Source organism: Actinoplanes sp. NPDC019969 (assembly GCF_055562375.1).
On record NZ_JBVHFK010000018.1, the window covers coordinates 76,618 to 95,924 of the forward strand.

A 19,307-nucleotide genomic window follows, 5' to 3' on the forward strand; every position below is an offset into this window, starting at 1 on the left:
CCGCCTCGCCTGTCGGGCCGCCTTGTCCCGCTGGTCCGCCCTGTCTGCTTTGCCGCCGGGCTGCGTCTTCCTGCTGGTCTTCGCTGTCCGCTTTGTCGCCCGGCCGCGCCTCCCGCAGGTCTTCGCTGTCCGCTTTGTCGCCCGGCCGCGCCTCCCACAGATCTTCGCTGTCCGCTTCATCTGTTATGCCGCCTTCTCTCGCGGATCCGCCGGGTGTCTTCTGCCGGGCCGGTGTGGGCGGGCGGGACGAAAATGCGCGGCGGGAACGGGGCGGGGCGTGGCAGCATCCGTGCCCATGCGGAACGACGATGCTGGATCGGCTCTGCCGCTCCGCTGGGATCTGGTCGCGCCGGATCAGCTGGGATCGCTGCTGGCCGGGATCCCGGAGCCCGATCTGTGGTTCGCTGACGAACTGGTGGACTGCGCCGCCCGGGTGCTGGCCCGATCCGGCGGCGGCCCGGTGCTCTTCGTCGGGCGTTCGCTGGACTCGATGTACGACCTGCTCAGCGGAATGATCGACGACGACGACCGGCTGCGGCGGCTGCCGTTCAGCACGATCGGCGCGGGCGCGATCCCGTCCGGCCGGTGGCGCGACGAAGCCCGTGAGATCCTGGCCCGGTGTGGCGTGACTCCGTTCGTGCTGGCCCGCACCAGTGATCCGGTCACGCTCGTCGACGTGGTGTCGTCCGGCCGGACCTTCGAGGCCCTCCACATCCTGGTGCGGGACTGGGCGCGGGACGAGCGCGAGCCGTGGGACGTCGTACGCCGCAAGATCCGTTTCGTCGGGCTGGTCAAACGGGGCAGGACGAGCCCGAAGACGCATCGGTGGCAGCAGCACGCGGCCTGGACCGCCGAACTGCCCGCCGGTGCGGTCCGCAACGTGTCGGTGAGCTTCGCGGTGTACCGCTACCTGGCCGACTACCAGGAGAAGCTGACCAGAACGTTCGGTCCCGGGGCCGGCGGCCGGCTCGGCGTCCAGCATGACGACGACACCCGGCGGGCCCTGGCGGAAGCGGTCGCCCTGGTCGCCTACGGCAGGCGCCCGCAGACCCGCGCGCGTCTGATCCGGCTGTTGTCGGCGCAGAAGCCGTACCCGAGGTCGTGGCTCGCCGTCCTCCGCCGCTTCTGACTACCGCCGCCCGACCGTCTCACAGGGCCCAAGTCAGCCATCGGGGCCCAGCTGGAGGATCTTCGGCTGGTTCTCGTGGCTGTCTCGCGTGCCCGGAGTCCGCTGTGGCGGCAAGCTGGAGGGTCTTCGGCTGGTTCTCATGGCTGTCTCGCGAGGCTCGAGACAGCCATGAGAACCAGCCGGATAACACCGGCTGGCTGTCAGTGCTGTCTGGGGCCGCTTGAGACAGCACTGACAGCCAGCCGGGGTCAGCGGTCGCCGGTGAGGGTGGGGCGGAGCTTGTCGGTGATGGTGCGCAGCTGGGCTACGTCGTCGGGGGTCAGGTGGTCGAAGATCAGGCGGCGGACTTCGGCTACGTGACCGGGTGCGGCAGCCTCCAGGACGGCGAAACCGGTGTCGGTGAGGTGTGCGATCTGGCCGCGTTTGTCGGTCGGGCACGCGTGGCGGCGGACCCAGCCGCGCTGTTCCAGGGCGGCGACGGCGTGGGACAGGCGGGTCGTGGTGGTGCCGGTCAGGCGGGCCAGTTCGGTCATGCGCATGGCTCGGTCCGGGCGGTCGCTGAGGGTCGCCAGAATCTGGTAGTAGGCGTGCGGGATTCCGGCGTCCTCGCGAAGCTGCCGGTCCAGGGCGCTGGGGAGGAGCATCAGCACCTGGGCGAGGTTCAGCCAGGTGTCCAGTTCGCCGCGATCCAGCCAGCGTGGGGTGGCCCGGGAATCGGTCACGACAGGCCTGCCGGGGTGGGAACCGGGGTGAGCGACGGGTCTGCCGCGGTGGGAACCGGGGCGAGCGACCGGTCTGTCGTTGTGGGGAACGGGGCGAGCGACGGGTCTGCCGCTGTGAGGACTGGAGCGACCGGGGAGTTTGCCGGGGTGAGGGCGGGGACGAGCGGGGTAGGGGAGAGGACGTGCCGGTTCACGGCGCGGGCCGAGCCGGCCAGGGCCGGGAACTCGATGACCTCGACGCCGTTGCGGCGCAGGGTTCCGACGCCGTCGCAGTCGGCGAACAGGGTGGGCTCGCGCCAGGCCAGCACCACCCGGGTGATGCCGGCGGCCAGGATCAGGTCGGTGCAGGTGGCGGGCCGGGATCGGCGGGCGGTGCACGGTTCCAGCGACGTGTAGACGGTGGCGCCGGACAGGTCCCGGCCGGCGAGCTTGGCCAGGGCTTCCTCCTCGGCGTGGTGGTGCGGGTGTGATTCGCCCGTGTAGCCGGTGGCCAGCACCTCGCCGTCGGCGGCGACGATGATCGCGCCGACGGCGTAACGGTCGGCGACCGGTGGGGCGAGCCGGGACTGCTCGATCGCCCGGACCAGCCAGGCGTGGTGATCGACTGGAGCGACGTCGAACGCGCCGTCCGTGCGGCGGTCGAGCCCGGCGACGTCGAGGGAGGTGACGGTGCGCAGGCCGGTGCGGGTGAGCGGAGGGGCCGGGAGGTGGAGAGGGCGGGTCATGCGGCGGGCGGGAGGTCGATGGTGTGGGCCGTGTGGTCGCGCTTGGTGGCCAGGTAGCGGGCGTTGGCGGCGGACAGGTGCACGCCGGTGGGAACCCGTTCGGTGACGGTCACGCCGAGGGTGTCGAGCTGGGCGGCCTTGTCCGGGTTGTTGGTGAGGAGGCGGATCCGGTCGGCGCCGAGGGCGGCCAGCATCTGCGCGGCGGCGGTGTAGTCGCGTTCGTCCTCGCCGCGGCCCAGGGCCAGGTTCGCCTGGTAGGTGTCGAGGCCGGCGTCCTGGAGGGCGTAGGCGTCGAGTTTCGCGTACAGGCCGATGCCGCGGCCCTCCTGGCGCAGGTAGAGCAGGTAGCCGCCGGTCTCGGTGATCCGCTCGGCGGCCTCGCGCAGCTGCGGGCCGCAGTCGCAGCGCTCGCTGCCGAACACGTCGCCGGTCATGCACTCGGAGTGCAGGCGGACCAGCGGCACCTCGGCACCGGACACGTCACCGAGGGCGAGCGCCAGGTGCTCCCGGCCGTCGGCGAGACCGGTGAAGGTGAACACCTCCGCCGTCGTGGTGTAGCCGTCGGGGAACCGTAAGGGCACTGTCACCCGCGTGCGCACCGTGGCGGCTGTCGTCGTCTGCGTCGTGACCGTCATGTCGTACCCCCCAGGTTGTTGAACTTTCACCAAGCATCGACCCGTGATGTTGAAAGATCAACAAACTTGCGGGTGGGGAACATCACCGTGGGTCGGGTAGCTTCAGGCGCTCCCGGATGGCCGAGCCGTCGTACGCGCGGGGAAACGCCCCGGATTCCCGCAGCAGCGGGATCACCTTCTCGTTGAACTCGGCGATGCCGTCCGGCAGCACCGGGATGTGGATGTCGAAGCCGGCCACCGCCCCGGAACTCCACCAGTCCAGGATCGTGTCGGCGACCTCGCGCGGGGTGCCGGTGGCCGCCTTCCATCCGGTCCACGAAAGTCAATGTCGCACGAACTCTCGGGATGACCTAGTTAAACTATGTAATTAATAGGTTATCGCTCCTCGGCGGTGCTGAAGAGGTCCGGAGCGTCGTCGGTGGGCCGGGGTGGGGTGAGGGTGGCCGTGGCGATGTCGCCGACCGGGACGTACTCGATGGCCTGGCCGGTCCACAGCATCAGGGACAGGTCGACGCCGGGGACCGGAGCGGGCGCGCGGGACACCGTCCAGATCGCCGCCGCCGGCACCTGGGCCGCCGTGACCAGCGCGGACGGGCCGGCGAGCAGGAAGTCGAAGTCGAAGTCGACCATCATCCGCAGCATCGTCGACCGGTTCGGGGTGTCCACGCCGGTGAACGCCTCGTCCAGCCACAGCGGCCGGGGCGCGTCCGGTGACTCGGCGAACAGCGTGACCAGGGTGGCCAGCAGCGGCTGCAGCAGGGTGACCACCTTGCCGCCGCCGGAGTCCACCGAGTGGACCTGCTTGGTCAGCGGCCGCCACTTGCTGTCGCCGATCCGGAACTCCGGCACGATGTCGAACCAGGCCCGGTAGTCCAGCAGCTTCGACAGGTGCTCCACCCAGTCGTCGGTGCCGACCAGCCCGGACTCCTGGGCGTCGCGGAGCCGGTCGGCCAGGAACAGCCGCATCTGCTCCTGCGAGCCGGCCGAGTCGATGGTGCCCTTCTCCAGGGCCTCCAGGATGTGCCAGCCGTGCCGCTGGCCCTCGGCGGGCCGCCGGATCAGCCGCAGCTTCGTCCTGTTCACGCCGGTCGGGTGCCGGTCGAGGACCGTGTTGACGGCCTTCAACAGGTCGATCACCCGGGTCATCCGGTCGGCGAGGTGGTTGATGAACGTCGACGACAGCAGCTCGGTGTACATCTGGTGCAGCTTCTCGTCGTGGCTGGCCGACAGCTGGGTGACGAGGTCGGTCAGGTGCTCGACGGCGGCGGGCGGGGTGAGCTGGGCGCCGGACGCGTCGACGACCAGCATGATCGCCGGCAGCGGGGTGACGTCGTCGGCATCCACGGCGATCACCGAGCGGCCACCGGACGCCTCCAGTCTGGCCTGCAGCTCGAACCGCGGGTTCGTGAACGCCCGGTGCTGGGCCGCCGCGACCCGGCGGGCCTTCTCCTCGGCGGTGCTCGGCCATCCGGCCGGCCGGATCGCCGCGACCGTGGCCCGGGCCTGCGCGAGCGCCGCGGACAGGTCGCGCCCGGCGGGTTCGGCGAGTCCCGCGTCGATCGGCACCCACCAACCGGCCAGGGCCGCGTCCCGGTCGGCCGCCGCCACCGCCGCCTCGCGACGGCGTACCTCGGTGAGGTTGCGGGCGGTGGACGCGTCGGCGGCCAGCCGCAGGCCGCGCCGCCGGCTGCCGGACGCGGCGGCGGCCGCCTCGCTGATGTCCTTCTCCAGCTGGGCGGCCCGGTCGAGCTGGGCCCGGTCGTCGCGGTCGATGGAGTCGGCGGCCTCGGCCGCTTCGATCCGCAGGCGGGCGGCGGTTCCGGCGGCGTCCCGCCCGGCCTCGTCGGCCTCGTCGACGGCAGCGGCCGCCGCGTCGGCGCCGGCTGCCGTGCCGGCGACCGCACGGGTGGCGGTGTCGAGTTCCCGCAGCGCCAGCCGCAGGTCGGTGCCGGACCGCGCGGCCGTGTCGACGGCGGTGCCGACCGCGTCGAGCCTGTCGTGGCCGGCCGGCAGGCGGTGCTCGGCGGCGTACCCGGCGGCGGCCGTGGTCGCCTCGTCGGCGGCCCGTTTTGCCCCGGCCGCCTGCTCCTGGGCCTGCGCGTGCGCGAGGTGGGCCCGGTCGCGTTCGGTGACCGCGCTGTGGTGGCCGGTGGCGGCGGTGACCACGGCGGTGTCGTCGGGGCAGGTGTCGGCGGCGTCCCGCAGCCGGGCGACCCGGGTGTTGACGGCGGCGGCCTCGGCGAGCAGGGTGGCGGCCTGCTGCCGCTGCCGCAGCGCCTCCTGCCGGAGGGTGTTGATGCGGCGACGGCGGGCATGGGTACGGGCGGCGGTGCCGATCAGCTCAGCGCCGTGCTCCGCGCGGGCGGCCCGGCCGGCCAGCCCCGGAACACGCCACCTGCCGTCGGCGGCGACCGCGGACTCCCCGGCGAGCGGCTCTCCGGCGGGGGAGTAGCCGATCCGGGCGAGCAACCCGGTGACCGCCCCGGTCAGCGGGCCGGCGTCCTCGGCCGGTTGCAGGACCGCCGCCAGCGTGGCGCCCGCGGCATCGGTGGACAGGCCGGTCAGGACGGTGTCGTCGCCGTCACGGCCGGCGGACCACCTCCGGTCCGGGGTCACCCAGGCCTGCAGCAGCCCGGCCGCTGCCAGCGCCGCCTCCACCGCGGCGAGGACGTCGGCGCCGAGCCCGTCGACCGGGTCGAGCAACCGCCACAGCGGCGCCCCGTCCGGCCCGGGGAACGGCGGCCGCTCCCGCCGGGAGAACCCGTACGGCGCCGGCGGTTGCGGGTCGTCGGCCCGCTCCAGTCTCGCGGCCTCCTGGTCGGCCTCGGCCGCCTTCTGCTCGGCGATCCCGGCCGCCGCCCGCAGCTCCGCGACCGTCTCGGTCAGCGGCACCACCGTCGGGTCGAGCCACTGCCGCGCCACCAGTGTCCGCAGCACCGGCCGGGGCCGGGCCGCGCCGGCCTGCGCGGTCACGTCCTGGATCCACCGGTCGCGCAGTGCCGCGCCGGGCGCGTCGTCGCGCAGGTCGGCGGCCCACCGTTCGATCCGGTCGGACACCTCCTGCAGCGCGTCGCTCATCCGGGTCTGCGCGGCGCGGGCCGCCGCGACCCGGGACTGCGATTCGGTGCGCGCCTGCTCGGCGATCCGGTCCGCGTTGCGCCAGGCGGCGTCCTTGTCACCGGTCGCGCGCAACAGTTTGCGCAGCGCGCCGATCCGGGTCCGGCGGTCGGTGACGGCGGCGTCGATCCGGTCGACGTCGCGGGCGGCCACCCACTGCGGCGCCTCGTCGCCGAGCCCGGCGGCCACCACCGCGCCGGCCGCGTGCCCGGCGGCCTGGTCGACGGCGGTGCGGGCCGCGCCGAGCTGCCCGGTCGCCTCCCGGTGCAGGCCCGCGGCCCGGTCGTGGTCGGCGCGCAGCCGGTCCAGGCGCTGCCGGGCGGTGTCCCGCTGCTTCTCGGCGTCCTCGGCCTCGCGGCGCAGCCGTTCGGCGTTGCGGGTGCGGCCGTCGGCGTCCCGGTACGCGTCGCTGCGCAGCAACTGGGTCAGCGCCGCCTGGGCGTTGCGGGCCTGCTCCTCGAGGAGTTCGGTACGGTCGGTCTCGTCCCGCAGATCGGCCTGCGCCTGGTCGAGCGCCGCGTCGGCGGAGCACACCGCGTCCTCGGCCGCACTGACCGCCGCGTCGGCGTCGAGCAGCGCGTCGGCGCGGGCTCGCAGCAGCGCGTCCACCCACGGCCGCCACGACCTGCTCAGGTAGAGCCCGACCGCGTCCCGGGCGGCTTCGGCGTCGTTGCGGTCGTGGTTGAGCTGTTCGAGCTGCTGCCAGCCGGCGGCCAGCTCCTCCACCTCGGTCCGGGCGACCGGTGGCAGCGCGGCCCGGATCTGAGCGGTGAACCAGTCCGGGTCGAGCCGCTGGCCCAGGTGCGGGGTGCGGAGCGTCTTGAGCATCTCCAGCACGGTGGCGTACCGGTCGGTGTCGGTGAACCCGAACAGTTCGGTGGCGATCCGGTCGGCGTACCGGCGGCCGGAGTCCATCACCGTCAGCCCGTCGATGCCGTGCAGGTCGCGCGGTTCCACGGCGGCCCGGCCGACGGCCAGGTCGATACCGTCCCGGACGCGGGCCTTGCCCCGGCAGATGATCCAGGTCGGGGGCATGTGGCTCACCCCGCGTTTGGCCTGTGCGTACAGCAGGGCGGTGAAGTACTCCGGCTCGCCGCCGTCACCGAGCCGGGCGAACTCCACCCACGCCCAGCCCCGGTTGGTCTGCGCCGTCGTCTCGCGCCGGTCCCGCGGGTCGTCGGTCGGTTCCACGTAGTAGCGGAACGACTTGTCCGACTGGCCGAACGTGTCGATGTACTGCCGGTCCAGGGCCCCGGCCAGCATGGTCAGGGTGGTCAGCGCCATCAGCGTCGACTTGCCGGACTGGTTGGCGCCGACGAACTGGGCGCGGCCGTCGGCGAACCAGTACTCGCTGACGTCGAACTCCCACAGGTTCACCAGCCCGGCCCGGGACGCCTGCCAGCGGGTCCGGGTCGGAACGGGCAGTCCCGCATGGCTGACGGCGTCCCGCCAGGCGGCCAGATCCAGGTCGCTGACGGCGGGCCCGACCGGGCTGTCGGGGTGGGTCATCGGGCGCGCTCCGCGGTGTCGGTGAAGGTGATGGTGGGGTCCCGGTAGCGGCCGGCGACGGCGGCGAGGGTCCACGAGCCGTCGGCGGCGACGGTCAGCAGGCCCAGCTCGGTCAGCCGGGTCTCGGCGTCCCGGCGGACCGCGCCGGGCACGGTCTTCTGGACCTTGTTCATGTATGCGCCCCGGTCGTCGACCAGGTAGCCGATCACCATGTCGACGTCGGCGTTCGTCAGGTGCACCCGGCCGTCGGGCAACCGGGTCCCGTCCCGTCCGGCCTGGTCGGCGGCGAGCAGCGCCACCCAGTCGGCGGCGCGGGGCCGCGGCCAGTCGGCGACCGTCGCCGGGGTCTGCTCGTCGTCGGTGAGCACCAGCAGCAGACCCTCGGCCCGGGCTTCGAGGGCGCCGCCGGTCATCTGGGCCAGGTCGCCGGCGCGCTGACCACGGGACTGCCGGAGGGCGTCGGCCTCGTCGGGCGGGAGGTCGGCGTACGCCAGATGGGGTGTCTCCAGAAGGGCCCGCAGGTGCCGCAAGGACCGGGTGGCCGCCTGCTCCTCGGCGTCGAACGGCTCCGGGCTCAGCGCCAGACTGAGCACGTCGGGGCTGGTCATCAGGAGCAGCGCGTCCCGGTCGACCTCGTAGCCGGCGCCCGGCCCGGCACCGGAATCGGTCCACTCGTCGAGGAGCTTCTCGTCACTGGTACGCCGCCGCAGCACCCCCCAGTGCGCGAGGATGCCGGCCGCGTCCCGCAACTGGAGCCGCTGCACCCGGTCGTCCGGGTCGTAACCGGACAGCTGCACGCCGGGCGCCGCCGACAGGTCACGGACCATGTCGGACAGCCGCTGCAGGGTCACCGCGCCGGAGATCTCCTCGCAGCAGGCGGCCAGCCGGCAGGCCAGCGACAGCAGCCGCCGGTCCGGCGCGTCGGCGGGCCGGGGCGGCGCGGTGACCTCCCCGCCGATCGGCACCCGGATCAGCCGGACCGCGTGCCCGACCCGCTGGATCCGGTAGCCGGCCCGCTGCGCGTAGTCGGTGACGGCCTGCTGCCGCTGCACCACCTGCCGGTGCAGGATGGCGTCGGTGGCCGGGGTGACCAGCGGGCGGGCCAGCAGCCCGAGGAAGGCCCGCTGCGCCTCCCGGACGTCCGCGGTGGTGCTCACGTGGGGGTCTCCAGCGGTTCGATGTGCAGGCGGATGTCCGGGTGCACCAGCCGGCCGTCGGGGGTGTGCAGCACGGCGGACGGGGCGCCGGGCGGGGCCGGCTCGGCACGCAGCGACCAGCGGGCGTCGTCACTGATCGCGGTGCGGAACCCGGCCGCGTCGGGACGGGTCGTGTTGACCGCGCCGAGCAGCAGCAACAGCAGGTCCAGCTCGGCGGCGCCGACCTCCGGCCACTGCGACAGCGGCAGCCCGGACCGGGCCAGCACGCGGGCCTCGGTGCCGGCCGCCTCGCCACGCAGCCGGGCGGCGAACTCGCGGGCGGCCCGCCGGGCGTCACGGCGGTCGGCGATCCGGGCCGGGGCGCCGCCACCCGCCGCTTTCGGGCCCTGCCGGCGCAGCCGGGCCTCGACCTCGACCGGCTCCGCCTCCCAGAACGACACCGCGCCCGGGCTGCCCGCCGGGGCCGCCGTCGTGCCGGGGAGGTGCCGGGCCGCATACAGCCCGGTGGCGGCGCACCACAGCCGCCAGGCCTCCGTCTCGCCGGTGGCGCTCTCGACGCCGGTGGCCAGGCGCAGCAGCTCGGCCCGCCGGGACACGTGCCCGCCGACCGCGGCGAGGACCCGCTGGCTGCTCAGCAGCGGCCGGATCGTGTCGCGCATCTGCCGCCGCAGCCGGCGGGCCTGGCAGTCCGGCCCGTCGAACCAGGTGCGCAGGGTGTGCAGGGTCTGCGCGTACGACAGGGTCAGTTCCTCGATCGCGGCGTCGTCGGCGGAGGCGCCCAGGGTGTGCACGGCGATCCGCCGCCACCGGGCCTCGCCGATCGCGGTGAGCCGGGCGACCAGGTCGGTGATGGCGTCGGAGTGGGTGTCGACGCCGGCGCCCCACATGTCCACGTACCGCCGGAGGGTCTCCTGCACGACGGTGATCTTGCGCTGGTCGGGGGTGCCGGCGAGGGCCCCGGCGAGACGTGCCTGCCAGCTGGCGGCCGCGTCGGCCATCGCCCGGTACGTCGTCTGGATCACCGACCAGGCGGCGGCCGCGGCGACCGGATCGGTGGCGGCGGCCGCCTCGAGGACCATCAGCTGGGCGGTCAGCACCCCGGGCGCCATGGTGGCGGCCGCGCCGGACGCCACGTCCTCACCCAGGCCGAGCACCGCCCGGTGCAGCTGGGCGGCGGTCTCGGTGAGCTGGTAGCGGTCGAAGTCGAGGACGAAGTCGGCGTCCCGGGTGACCCGGTCCTGGAAGATGTGGATGACCTGCCAGCGTTTGAGGTCGGCCATCCGGGCCTTGAGGTGGAACGCGGGATCGTCGAGGGCCGCCGGGTCCCCGCCGCCGCGCACGATGTGCTCGCGCAGAAGGCCGGGCAGGTCGGCCGCGGCGATCCCGGTCAGGGTGTGCTGCTGCTGGGCCAGCAAAACGTCGACGATCAGCCGGTACTGCGTCGCGTACGCCCGGTGGGTCAGGTAGCTCGCCTCGATCAGGCCGCCGGGCAGACCGGCGAGCTGCCATGCCAGGTCGGGACCGCCCTCGGGCACGTCCGCAGCATCGTTGTCCACCCCGCGGTGACCTCCTCGTCCGTCTTGTCGCGGTATCGCGCCAGGCAGCATAGGCAACACCTCCGACACTTTCGGCGGCCCGGAGGGCCAGGATGCGATCCCCGCCACTGGAAGAGATCGCTCACCAGCCGCCGGGCGGTGACTGTCGGCTGGCCGACACCGCTCCGCCGCCGGGCGGGTCCGCTCATGCTTCCAGCAGCTCGAGGGTGGTGTCAGGCTCAGTCGTTCGGCCGACAGGGATCATGCGCGCGGAAGGGGATGCTGAGGGAGGGAGGCGGTCATGCCAACGGTGATCTTCGTGCACGGCACCGGGGTCCGGGAGCCGGCGTTCTCCATCCTGTTCCAGCGGGTCGCCGCCCGCCTGCGGCGGCTGCGGCCCGGCTACGGCATCGTGCCCTGCTACTGGGGCGAGGCCGCCGGCGCCCGGCTGTGGCGCGGCGGCGCGTCCGTCCCGGACTACGACACCGCGCGCGGCCTCGACCCCGCCGCCGGTGACGAGGACGTGGCCCTGTGGAGCCTGCTCCACCAGGACCCGCTGTGGGAGCTGCGGACCCTCGCCCTGAGCGGCGTGGGCGACGAGGAGCTGCCGCCGAACGTGATGCTGCCCGGTGACGAGCTGGACGCCCGGATCCGCCGCGTCGAGATCACCGACGATCTGGCCGTGCCGTTCTCCGCGGCGGCGGTCCGGGCGGGGCGGACCGCGGTGACCGGGGACGCCGCGTACCATGCCGCCCTCGCCGCCGCCCCGGCCGCCCTCGGCCCCACCCGGACGGCTGTCGCCCGGGCGATCGTGGCGTACACCGTCGCCGACGACCCGGTGATGCCCGACGCCGAGACCAGGGATCACCTGGTCGCCGCGCTGACCGACGCGTTCGGCGGCACCGACAAGTCGGTCCGCGACGTGCTGCTGTCCCCGATCCGCGGCCTGGCGCTGCGGATCGCCACCGACCGGGTCCGGCGGCGGCGCGGCGCCCTCACCGACGCCGCCTACCCGGCAGCCGGGGACGTGCTGCTCTACCAGGCGCGCGGCGACCGGATCCGGGCCGCGATCGCGGAACGGATCGGCGCGGTGGACGGGCCGATCGTGCTGCTCACCCACTCGCTCGGCGGGATCGCCGCCGTCGACCTGCTCGTGTCGCAGCCCATGCCCGCGGTGGAGCTGCTGGTCACGGTCGGTTCGCAGGCCCCCTTCCTGTACGAGATCGGCGCGCTGTGGAGCCTGCCGCACGACGCGGAGCTGCCCGCGCACATGCCGGCCTGGCTGAACGTCTACGACGAGCGGGACATGCTCAGCTACCTGGGCAACGGCCCGTTCGGCGACCGGGTGCGCGACGTCAAGGTGGACAACGGGCAGCCGTTCCCGGCGTCGCACAGCGCGTACTGGAGCAACCGGCACGTGTGGGACGCGATCGTGGAGCGCCTGCCGTGACCACGGCGGACCCCTGCCGTACCCACGCCGTGATCGTCGGTGTGGAGCGGTATGCGACAGGCAAGACCTGGGACCTGGACGGCCCGGCCCGCGACGCGGCCAGGTTCGCGGCCTGGTTGCGGGGGCGCGGGGTGCCTGCCGAGAACCTTCAGGTGTACGTGTCACCGCTCCCCGAGAACTCGCCACCTCCGGAGTTGCCGCCGGAGGTGGCGTCCCACCCCGCCACCCGTGACGCCGTCACCGCCGCCCTCACCACCGCGCTGCCCGCCCTCCAGGGTGATCTGCTGTGGCTGTACTGGGCCGGCCACGGCGTCCTGACCAGGGAGGAGAGCCGCCGGCTGTTCTACGCCGACGCCACCGCGACCGACAAGCGCAACCTGGACCTGACGTCGCTGCTGGCCGCGCTGCGCTCGGACACCTACGCGGGACTGCCGGCCCAGGTCGTGGTCGTCGACGCCTGCCAGACCCACGCCGACCGGATGCCGACGGTCACCACCCTGCCGGGCGAGACCTTCGGGTACGGCAGGCCGTCGCCCTCCCGGGACCAGTTCGTCCTGTACGCCGCCAGCCCCGGCCAGGTCGCGATCAACAGCGAGGGCGCCGGGGTCCTGACCGGCGCGCTGCTGGCCGAGCTGGACAGCGAGCCCGCCGATGTCTGGCCGCCCGCCATGGACGCCGTCACCGCACGCCTGACCAGCCGGTTCGTCGCATTGCGGGACGCCGGGAAGGCCGCCCAGATCCCCACGTCGTTCACCTACCGCACCTGGACCGGCGGCGAGGCCACCCTCGCCGCCGCGTCCGGCGGCGGCCGGACCGGACCGCGCCCGGCGAGTGTCCGCGTGCTCAGCGACCTGGCCGGGGCACTGCTGGCGATCCCCGACGCGGCCGACCCGATGAGCCGGGCGGCGCTCGTCCGGCGGATGCGCACCGGGATCGCCGGCAGCATCCGGTTCGCCCCGACCGACCAGGCGCACCTGGTCAACATCGTCAGCCGGTGCGCGGAATGGCCCGGCGGCGTCGCCGAGCTGATGGACAACCTCAAACTGCTCGTGGATCCCGAGGACCCGGCCGTGGTGCGGGCCGACGAGGCGGCGGCCCGGCTCGCCGCCGCGATCGGCGAGGAGTACCCGTGACCGCCGGCGTGCGCGACCGGGTCCTGCTGGGCGGCGCCACCCTGCCCGCGGCGCAGCACCGGCAGCTCGTCGAAGCGCTGATGCGGGCCGGGCTCGGCTTCGAGAACCGCCGGGAGGAGGTGATCGAACGGCTGCGGCAACGGCACAGCTTCCAGCCTCGGCTCGCCGCCACCGACTTCGCGGCCACCAGCGCCATGCTCACCGTCGCCCTGGGCGACGACGAGATCTTCGACGACCTGCTCGACGAGGTCTGCGAGCGCCTCTCGGCGGACGATCCCGCCCGGCTCGCCCTGGCCGCGCTGATCCCGGCGATGCTGCCGCGCAGCCCGCTGACCAAGCAGGAACTGGCCGCGCTGCTCGCCATCGAACTGCGGGTGCCGCCGAGCCGGAAGCAGCTCAGCCTGGCGGCCGGAGAACTGTGGCCCGGCGGGCCGCAACGGAACGTTCTGTTCACCGATGTCCGGACGACGGCCCGCACCCTGCTCGGCGGGGTGGATCCCCGGGCCGGCATGTGCCGGGTGGTCCGGTTCGCCCTCCTGCTGGCGAGGTACGCGCGGGGCGTGCTGATGGACGCCACGGCGGCGGAACGGTTCCAGGAGTGGGCGCGGCAGGTCACCGAACGGCACGGGCTGACTGTCGAGGCCGGAGGGGAGGAGGCCCGGCCCACGGCGGCCGACCCGCCCGCGCTGCTGGTGGAACTCGAGCCGGCGTTGAAACGGGGCGCGTACGCCGTACGCCTCAAGGTCTGGCGTCCCGGAAGTGGTCTCGAGCCGCTCACCGGGTGGGCCGGCGAGAACGACGATCACCGGCTCGAACAGCTGGAGGAACGGCTCGGTGAGCTGATCGGGCTGGCGGCCGCGACGTTCGGCGGCACGGGCCCGCGGCTGCGGGTGGAGTTCCAGGTCGACGAGGACGATCTGATCCGCTTCACCGCCGACCGGTGGCGGCTGGCGACCCGCCGGCGTGGGCCGTTCCTGCCGCTCGGCGCGGAGCGGCAGGTGCTGGTCCGCCCCCGGCGGGAGCCGTTCGACCCGGAGGAGATGCAGGACTGGGCGCGGCGGTGGCGGCAGGTGCGGACCACGGGCCGGCGGCTCGGCGAGCTGTGCGTGTGGGTGCCGGACGAGACGGCGTACGACGACCTGGCGCTCTGGAGCCACTTCGACCAGTACCCCGACGGTGTGCTGGTGCTGCCGGTCGGCCCGCCGGACAAGGCCGACGAGAAGCTGGGCGAGCTGCTGGGCCGGAGCGTCTGCTACGGCCTGCCGGTCGCGCTGTGCGTCCGGCGCGCGCCGGATCAGGCCGCGGACGTGCTGGCGGCGCTGCGACAGCGGCTCGACGGGATGCCGGTCGCCGATCTGCCGGAACAGGTACGGATCTGGCGGCGCGAGGCGACCGGGGACGCCGGGCACTTCGGCGCGGACCTGATCCTGCTCTGGGACGACCACGCCAGGTCGCCGGGCATCCGGTTCAGCAACCCCACGGTGGTACCGGAGGAGGCGGCATGAAGAAGGAGTGGTGGCGGTACCGCGGCGACGGCGAGCCCTATCAGGACTGGGCGCTGCCGGAAGCCCCGTCGTGGCGTGCGTTCGCCCCGTCCGGCCGGGTCGGCGACCTGAGGCGCGGTGCGACGTTCCAGGCCGAGGAACACGAGATCGACCTGGTCAACGCAGCGCTGATGCTCCGCCGGCCGCTGCTGATCACCGGGGCGCCGGGCACCGGCAAGTCGTCGCTGGCGCACGCCGTCGCCTACGAACTCGACCTGGGACCGGTGCTGTACTGGCCGATCAACAGCCGGAGCACCCTGACCGAAGGGCTTTACGAGTACGACGCCATCGGCCGGCTCCAGGAACGCGGCCTCGTGTCCGGCACCCCCGACATCGGCCAGTACCTGACCCTCAACGCCCTCGGCACCGCCCTGCTGCCCGGCACGAAACCGCGCGTGCTGCTCATCGATGAACTCGACAAGGGCGACATCGACCTGCCGAACGACCTGCTCAACGTGTTCGAGGAGGGCGGCTTCACGATCCCCGAGCTGACCCGGCTGGCCGAACGCACGCCGGACGTGGCGATCCGTACCGCCGACGGGAGGCGGGCCGTCGTCACCGGGGGAGAGGTCCGCTGCGCCGAGTTCCCGTTCGTGGTGATGACCAGCAACGGCGAACGCGACTTCCCGCCCGCCTTCCTGCGCCGCTGCCTGCAACTCGACATCAAGGCGCCGGACGAGGAGAAGCTCGTCCGGATCGTGACGGCGCATGTGGACGCCGCCACCGCGGAGGCGGCCAAACCGCTGATCACCGAATTCCTCCACCGCCGCGACCGTGACCTGCTCGCCACCGACCAGCTGCTCAACGCCGTCTACCTGCTCGCCGGCGACTCCGGCAAGGTCCCCGCGGACCGGGGGCAACTGCTCGACGCGGTGCTGCGGTCCCTCGGGGAGGCGGGCGCCGGGTGATCGAACAGGTGATCGCGGTACTGCGGGCGGCCGGTTTCGAGCCGTCCTGGGAGGAGGTCGCCGACACCGTCTGGCTGGCCGGTCAGATCAGCGGCGAGCAGGTTCCGCACGACCCCGGGGAACCGTCGCCACCGGCCGAGGGCACCGCCTCGCCGGGACAGGCGCCGGCCCGGCAGACCACCCCGCAGGCCACGCCGGCAACCGGCGCCCCGGCGCGGGACCGGCCGCCTGCCGCCCTCACCGTCCCGTCCGCGCCGGCGACGGCCTGGCAGCACGGCGAGATGAACTTCCGGACCCCCGCCTCCACCGCGCTGCCCGGCGCACGCCGCCTCGGCCGGTCGCTGCGCCCGCTGAAACGCCGGGTCCCCGCCCGGACCGGCGGGATCCTCGACGAGACCGCCACCGCCGAGCGCGCCGCCGAGGACGACCTGTGGCTGCCGGTGCTGCGACCGGCCGCGGAACGCTGGCTCGACCTGGCCGTCGTCGTCGACCAGAGCCCGTCCATGGCGGTCTGGGCCCGCGCCGTGGAAGAGCTGCGCGGCCTGCTGGAACGACTCGGCGCCTTCCGGGACGTACGGATCTGGCTGCTGGAGACCGGCCGTACCCCGGTGCTGCGGTCCGGCACCACGTCGGCGACCAGCAGCCCGCGCGCCGCGTCACCCCGGGACCTGCTCGACCCCGGCGGGCGGCGGCTCATCCTGGTGGTCAGTGACTGCGTCGGCGACGGCTGGCACACCGGGGCGGTGCCGTCGCTGCTGCACCTGTGGGGCGGGCGCAACCCGGTCGCGATCGTGCAGGTGCTGCCGCAACGGCTGTGGCGGTACACGGCAGTGGGGACCGAGCGGGTCGAGCTGCGATCGCCCGGTCCCGGGGCGCCGAACGCGCGACTGCGCGACGCCTACTGGCAGCCCGCCGTGCCACGGGCCCGCCGTCGCCGGGCCGCGGGGAGGCCGGGGGCCGCCGTACCCGTGCCGGTCGTTCCGCTGGAGGCACGCTGGCTGGCGCCCTGGTCGGCGCTGGTCGCCGGAGCCGGCGGCCGTCCGGTGCCGTCCGTGGTCACCTGGGCCCGGGCCGGCGACGACAGGCCGCTGCCGCCACCGCCGGACGCCACGGCGACGACGGCGCGGGAGCGGCTGCGGGACTTCCGCGCGGTGGTCTCACCGGAGGCGTTCCAGCTCGCCGGGTACCTCGCGGCGGTGCCGCTGACACTGCCGGTGATGCGGCTGGTCCAGGAGGCGATGATGCCCGGGACCGGGCAGGTGCATCTGGCGGAGGTGCTGCTCACCGTGCTGCGGCGGCTCACCCCGGAGGATGCGGCGGTCCATCCGGACGACGTCGCCTACGACTTCGCCGAGGGGGTACGGGATCTGCTGCTCGACACCGTCCTCGGCAGCGAGGTGCTGAGCGTTCTGCACACGGTCGGTGACTTCATCGGCCGGCACAGCCACCGCGGCCGTACCTTCGCCGCCGCCCTGCTGGCCCCCGCCGAAGGCGGCACCTCCGCGGCGGAACAGGCGTTCGCCCTGGTCGGTGCGGCGACGTTGCGCCGCTTCGGCCCGGACTACACCGCCTTCGCCGACCGCCTGGAGGGCCGCACCGAACCCGTCGCGCATTCCGGGGCCCGCCTGATCCTGGAAATGGTGCCGATTCGGAGGGAGGACGGCGCCGAACTGCTCGCATTGCGCACCGAGGACCGGCCCGGGCTGTCGGTGATGCCGCTGACGAGAGGCGAGCCAGGACTGGCCCTCTCCCGTTACCGTCCAGGCATCGAGGCGGCCCGCACAGCCGGGCAACGGCTCCACGAGGCGATCAGCGTCGATCCGTATGTGCGTGACCTACTTCGAGGGCAGCCCGGCACGCTGCTGGCATCGGACGACGCATTCCCCTGGGAATCGCTCTGCACGCCGGAGGGCCGGTTCCTCGCCGTCGATGCCGGATGGGGCATAGGCCGGTTCTTCGGGCAGCGTTCATCGTCACCTCCTTACTGGCCGATCACCGGGCCGATACGCGTGCTCGCGATCCTGGCCTCCCCGGTGGTCACCGGCGACGCCGAGTTCGAAGCCCTGCTACAGGCGGCCGGACCCATCGGCGGCGGCATGCGGATGCTCGTGGTCGCCGTCGAGGAGCGGATTCTCGACCAGGTACGCCGCCGGAACCTCCCGTGGTTGAGGGCTGAGGCCATTCCGCCCACCGGCACCGGCCTCAGCGACCTGATCCGCTCCTTCGGGCCGCAGGTGATCCACATCTTCGGCTACGTGGAGGACGGCCCGGCACCGACGCTCGAGCTGGGCATGCGGGCCGGGATGACATCCCGGGTTCCCTCGGCGACGATGCAGGTGAGCCCGGCGTCGATGCGCGGATGGTGGGATCTCGCCATGACGGCGCCGATCGTCGTCATCATGGCGTCGGAGAGCGCCCCGTTCTGTCGGCGGCTCGTCGACCAGGGTCCCGTCACCGCTGCCATCGGCATGCGGTCCCACCTCACCGTGCCCGACTCGGCACTGTTCACCTCCACCTTCTACCGCGAACTGTTTCCGCTGCTCGTCGGGGTGGCGGCGGCCGGCGCCGTTGCCGTCGACTTGGCGGCCCTGGTCACACCGGTCCGGCGGGCGCTCGCGCAACGGGACCGCAACGGCGCGGCTTGGACGATGCCTGTCGTCTACACGCCACGCCGGACACTCATCGCCCGGGCGGTCACCGCGAGGACTGCCGGGGCCCTGGCCAAGGCCGAGGTGTTCGACGATTTCCTCGACCGGTTGCCGCCGGACAGCCCTCCCGAGTTCAGCCTCGATATCCGGGCCGCCCGCGACCAGGCCTGGAGCGAGGTCTCCGGGCCGCCCGCGGCCGCCTTCGGCCGGGCGTCCGCACAGGCGGGGGCCGCTCTGTTGCGCCCGCCCCGGGACCATCCGCTGCCGCGGATCAGCCCCGGCATGCTCGGCCAGATGATGGAGGTGCTGGCGTACCCACCCAGGTCTTTGAAAGAAGTCCAGGACGCTCTCCGCAGGGTCGCTGTCGTCTTCGAGAAACTGCCGCCGCTGCGGAGGCACCACGCGGTGCGCCAGATCGTCGTTTCCCGGTTGAATGACGCGCTGCACACCGCGGCGTCCGATCCCGCCTGGTTCGAGGCGCTCGCCGTCGACTGGAGCCGCCGCTACCGCTTCGCTCTGCTGGAGGCGGCCGGTACCGACGAGGACGTGTCGGTCGCTTGGCAGGCCTTCCTGCGCCGGGCGGTGGACATGACCCTGAGCCAGCACGACGCCGCGGTCGCCGGGATGAACGTCGCCTTGAACTTCGACCTGCCGCTCGCCCTGCTCCGGAACTGGGAGGAGTTCGGCGCGCCGGATGACGCGGAGCCCGGCCGGGACTACCTGCTGTTCCGGCGGATCGTGAAGAACGAGGTCCCGGCGCTGCTCAAGATCTCGGCACGGGTCAATCACCGGCAACACGAGGCGCGTTTCCAGCCGCTGGACGGCTGGACCCGCCGGGTGTTCGCCGACGTGTTCACCGTTCACGCCTGGGATCAGGCCCTGCGGCTGTGGCCGCTGCGCGACGACCTGGCGGACCGTGCCGTGGCCCGGCGGGCGCTTGATGCCGCCACCGCTCAGCTGGGGGAACTGTTAATCGACTGAACCTTATATGGCCTCGTCACGGCCACGGTATGACCATCTAGATATAGATGTTCTTCGCTCGTGTTTCTCCATACTGACTCGACACGTTGTCAAACGTGCATATCAGGTTCGGGG

Annotated in this window: 12 protein-coding genes and 1 pseudogene; 6 read left to right on the forward strand and 7 right to left on the reverse strand. The window is 73.6% G+C overall.

Translation table 11 applies throughout. The features are described from left to right. Nucleotides 1–295 precede the first annotated feature (295 nt). Nucleotides 296–1,129: a hypothetical protein gene (locus ACZ3II_RS38945; protein WP_465525009.1), complete on the forward strand. Its 834-nt coding sequence runs from the start codon at nucleotides 296–298 to the stop codon at nucleotides 1,127–1,129. 248 nt (nucleotides 1,130–1,377) lie between these two features. Here the strand turns inward: ACZ3II_RS38945 and ACZ3II_RS38950 are convergent, their stop codons facing one another. From ACZ3II_RS38950 to ACZ3II_RS38980, 7 genes and pseudogenes are all read right to left on the reverse strand, one after another. Beyond that, nucleotides 1,378–1,851: a MarR family winged helix-turn-helix transcriptional regulator gene (locus ACZ3II_RS38950; RefSeq protein ID WP_465525011.1), complete on the reverse strand. Its 474-nt coding sequence runs from the start codon at nucleotides 1,849–1,851 to the stop codon at nucleotides 1,378–1,380. Between the two features lie 173 nt (nucleotides 1,852–2,024). Continuing rightward, nucleotides 2,025–2,441, reverse strand: a pseudogene (locus ACZ3II_RS38955) (deaminase); the annotation flags it as partial. Between the two features lie 131 nt (nucleotides 2,442–2,572). Further along, entirely contained in the window at nucleotides 2,573–3,211 is a 639-nt protein-coding gene (locus ACZ3II_RS38960) for a GTP cyclohydrolase II (protein ID WP_465525013.1), read from the reverse strand. A gap of 82 nt (nucleotides 3,212–3,293) precedes the next feature. Continuing rightward, entirely contained in the window at nucleotides 3,294–3,449 is a 156-nt protein-coding gene (locus ACZ3II_RS38965; protein ID WP_465525015.1) for a hypothetical protein, read from the reverse strand. A gap of 137 nt (nucleotides 3,450–3,586) precedes the next feature. After that, nucleotides 3,587–7,837, reverse strand: a complete 4,251-nt coding sequence (locus ACZ3II_RS38970) for an SbcC/MukB-like Walker B domain-containing protein (RefSeq protein WP_465525017.1) — start codon at nucleotides 7,835–7,837, stop codon at nucleotides 3,587–3,589. After that, on the reverse strand, nucleotides 7,834–8,994 hold the full coding sequence (locus tag ACZ3II_RS38975) for a TIGR02678 family protein (protein ID WP_465525019.1): 1,161 nt from the start codon (nucleotides 8,992–8,994) through the stop codon (nucleotides 7,834–7,836). Before ACZ3II_RS38975 ends, ACZ3II_RS38970 begins: the two co-directional genes overlap by 4 nt. Beyond that, nucleotides 8,991–10,550 (reverse strand): DUF2397 domain-containing protein, encoded by a 1,560-nt coding sequence (locus ACZ3II_RS38980; protein ID WP_465525021.1) that lies wholly within the window; start codon nucleotides 10,548–10,550, stop codon nucleotides 8,991–8,993. The genes ACZ3II_RS38975 and ACZ3II_RS38980 overlap by 4 nt, the downstream gene beginning before the upstream one ends. A 280-nt stretch (nucleotides 10,551–10,830) precedes the next feature. Here ACZ3II_RS38980 and ACZ3II_RS38985 point away from each other — a divergent pair, with 280 nt between their 5' ends. The 5 genes from ACZ3II_RS38985 to ACZ3II_RS39005 are packed head-to-tail and all read left to right on the forward strand — an operon-like array spanning nucleotide 10,831 to nucleotide 19,193. Further along, a complete protein-coding gene (locus ACZ3II_RS38985) occupies nucleotides 10,831–11,979 on the forward strand; it encodes a hypothetical protein (RefSeq protein ID WP_465525023.1) in 1,149 nt (382 codons plus the stop codon). After that, complete coding sequence (locus ACZ3II_RS38990) at nucleotides 11,976–13,112, forward strand: caspase family protein (RefSeq protein ID WP_465525025.1); 1,137 nt, start codon at nucleotides 11,976–11,978, stop codon at nucleotides 13,110–13,112. The genes ACZ3II_RS38985 and ACZ3II_RS38990 overlap by 4 nt, the downstream gene beginning before the upstream one ends. Beyond that, nucleotides 13,109–14,617: a VMAP-C domain-containing protein gene (locus tag ACZ3II_RS38995; RefSeq protein ID WP_465525027.1), complete on the forward strand. Its 1,509-nt coding sequence runs from the start codon at nucleotides 13,109–13,111 to the stop codon at nucleotides 14,615–14,617. The genes ACZ3II_RS38990 and ACZ3II_RS38995 overlap by 4 nt, the downstream gene beginning before the upstream one ends. Beyond that, nucleotides 14,614–15,564, forward strand: coding sequence for an AAA family ATPase (locus ACZ3II_RS39000; RefSeq protein ID WP_465525029.1), 951 nt, complete (start codon nucleotides 14,614–14,616; stop codon nucleotides 15,562–15,564). The genes ACZ3II_RS38995 and ACZ3II_RS39000 overlap by 4 nt, the downstream gene beginning before the upstream one ends. Then, on the forward strand, nucleotides 15,561–19,193 hold the full coding sequence (locus ACZ3II_RS39005; protein ID WP_465525031.1) for a DUF5995 family protein: 3,633 nt from the start codon (nucleotides 15,561–15,563) through the stop codon (nucleotides 19,191–19,193). The genes ACZ3II_RS39000 and ACZ3II_RS39005 overlap by 4 nt, the downstream gene beginning before the upstream one ends. The last annotated feature ends 114 nt before the right edge of the window (nucleotides 19,194–19,307 follow it).

Bases quoted from the DNA above. Each gene is read 5' to 3' on its own strand.
- ACZ3II_RS39000 (WP_465525029.1), top strand. From the start codon at position 14,614: ATGAAGAAGGAGTGGTGGCGGTACCGCGGCGACGGCGAGCCCTATCAG.
- ACZ3II_RS38985 (WP_465525023.1), top strand. From the start codon at position 10,831: ATGCCAACGGTGATCTTCGTGCACGGCACCGGGGTCCGGGAGCCGGCG.
- ACZ3II_RS38945 (WP_465525009.1), top strand. From the start codon at position 296: ATGCGGAACGACGATGCTGGATCGGCTCTGCCGCTCCGCTGGGATCTG.
- ACZ3II_RS38970 (WP_465525017.1), bottom strand. From the start codon at position 7,837: ATGACCCACCCCGACAGCCCGGTCGGGCCCGCCGTCAGCGACCTGGAT.
- ACZ3II_RS38960 (WP_465525013.1), bottom strand. From the start codon at position 3,211: ATGACGGTCACGACGCAGACGACGACAGCCGCCACGGTGCGCACGCGG.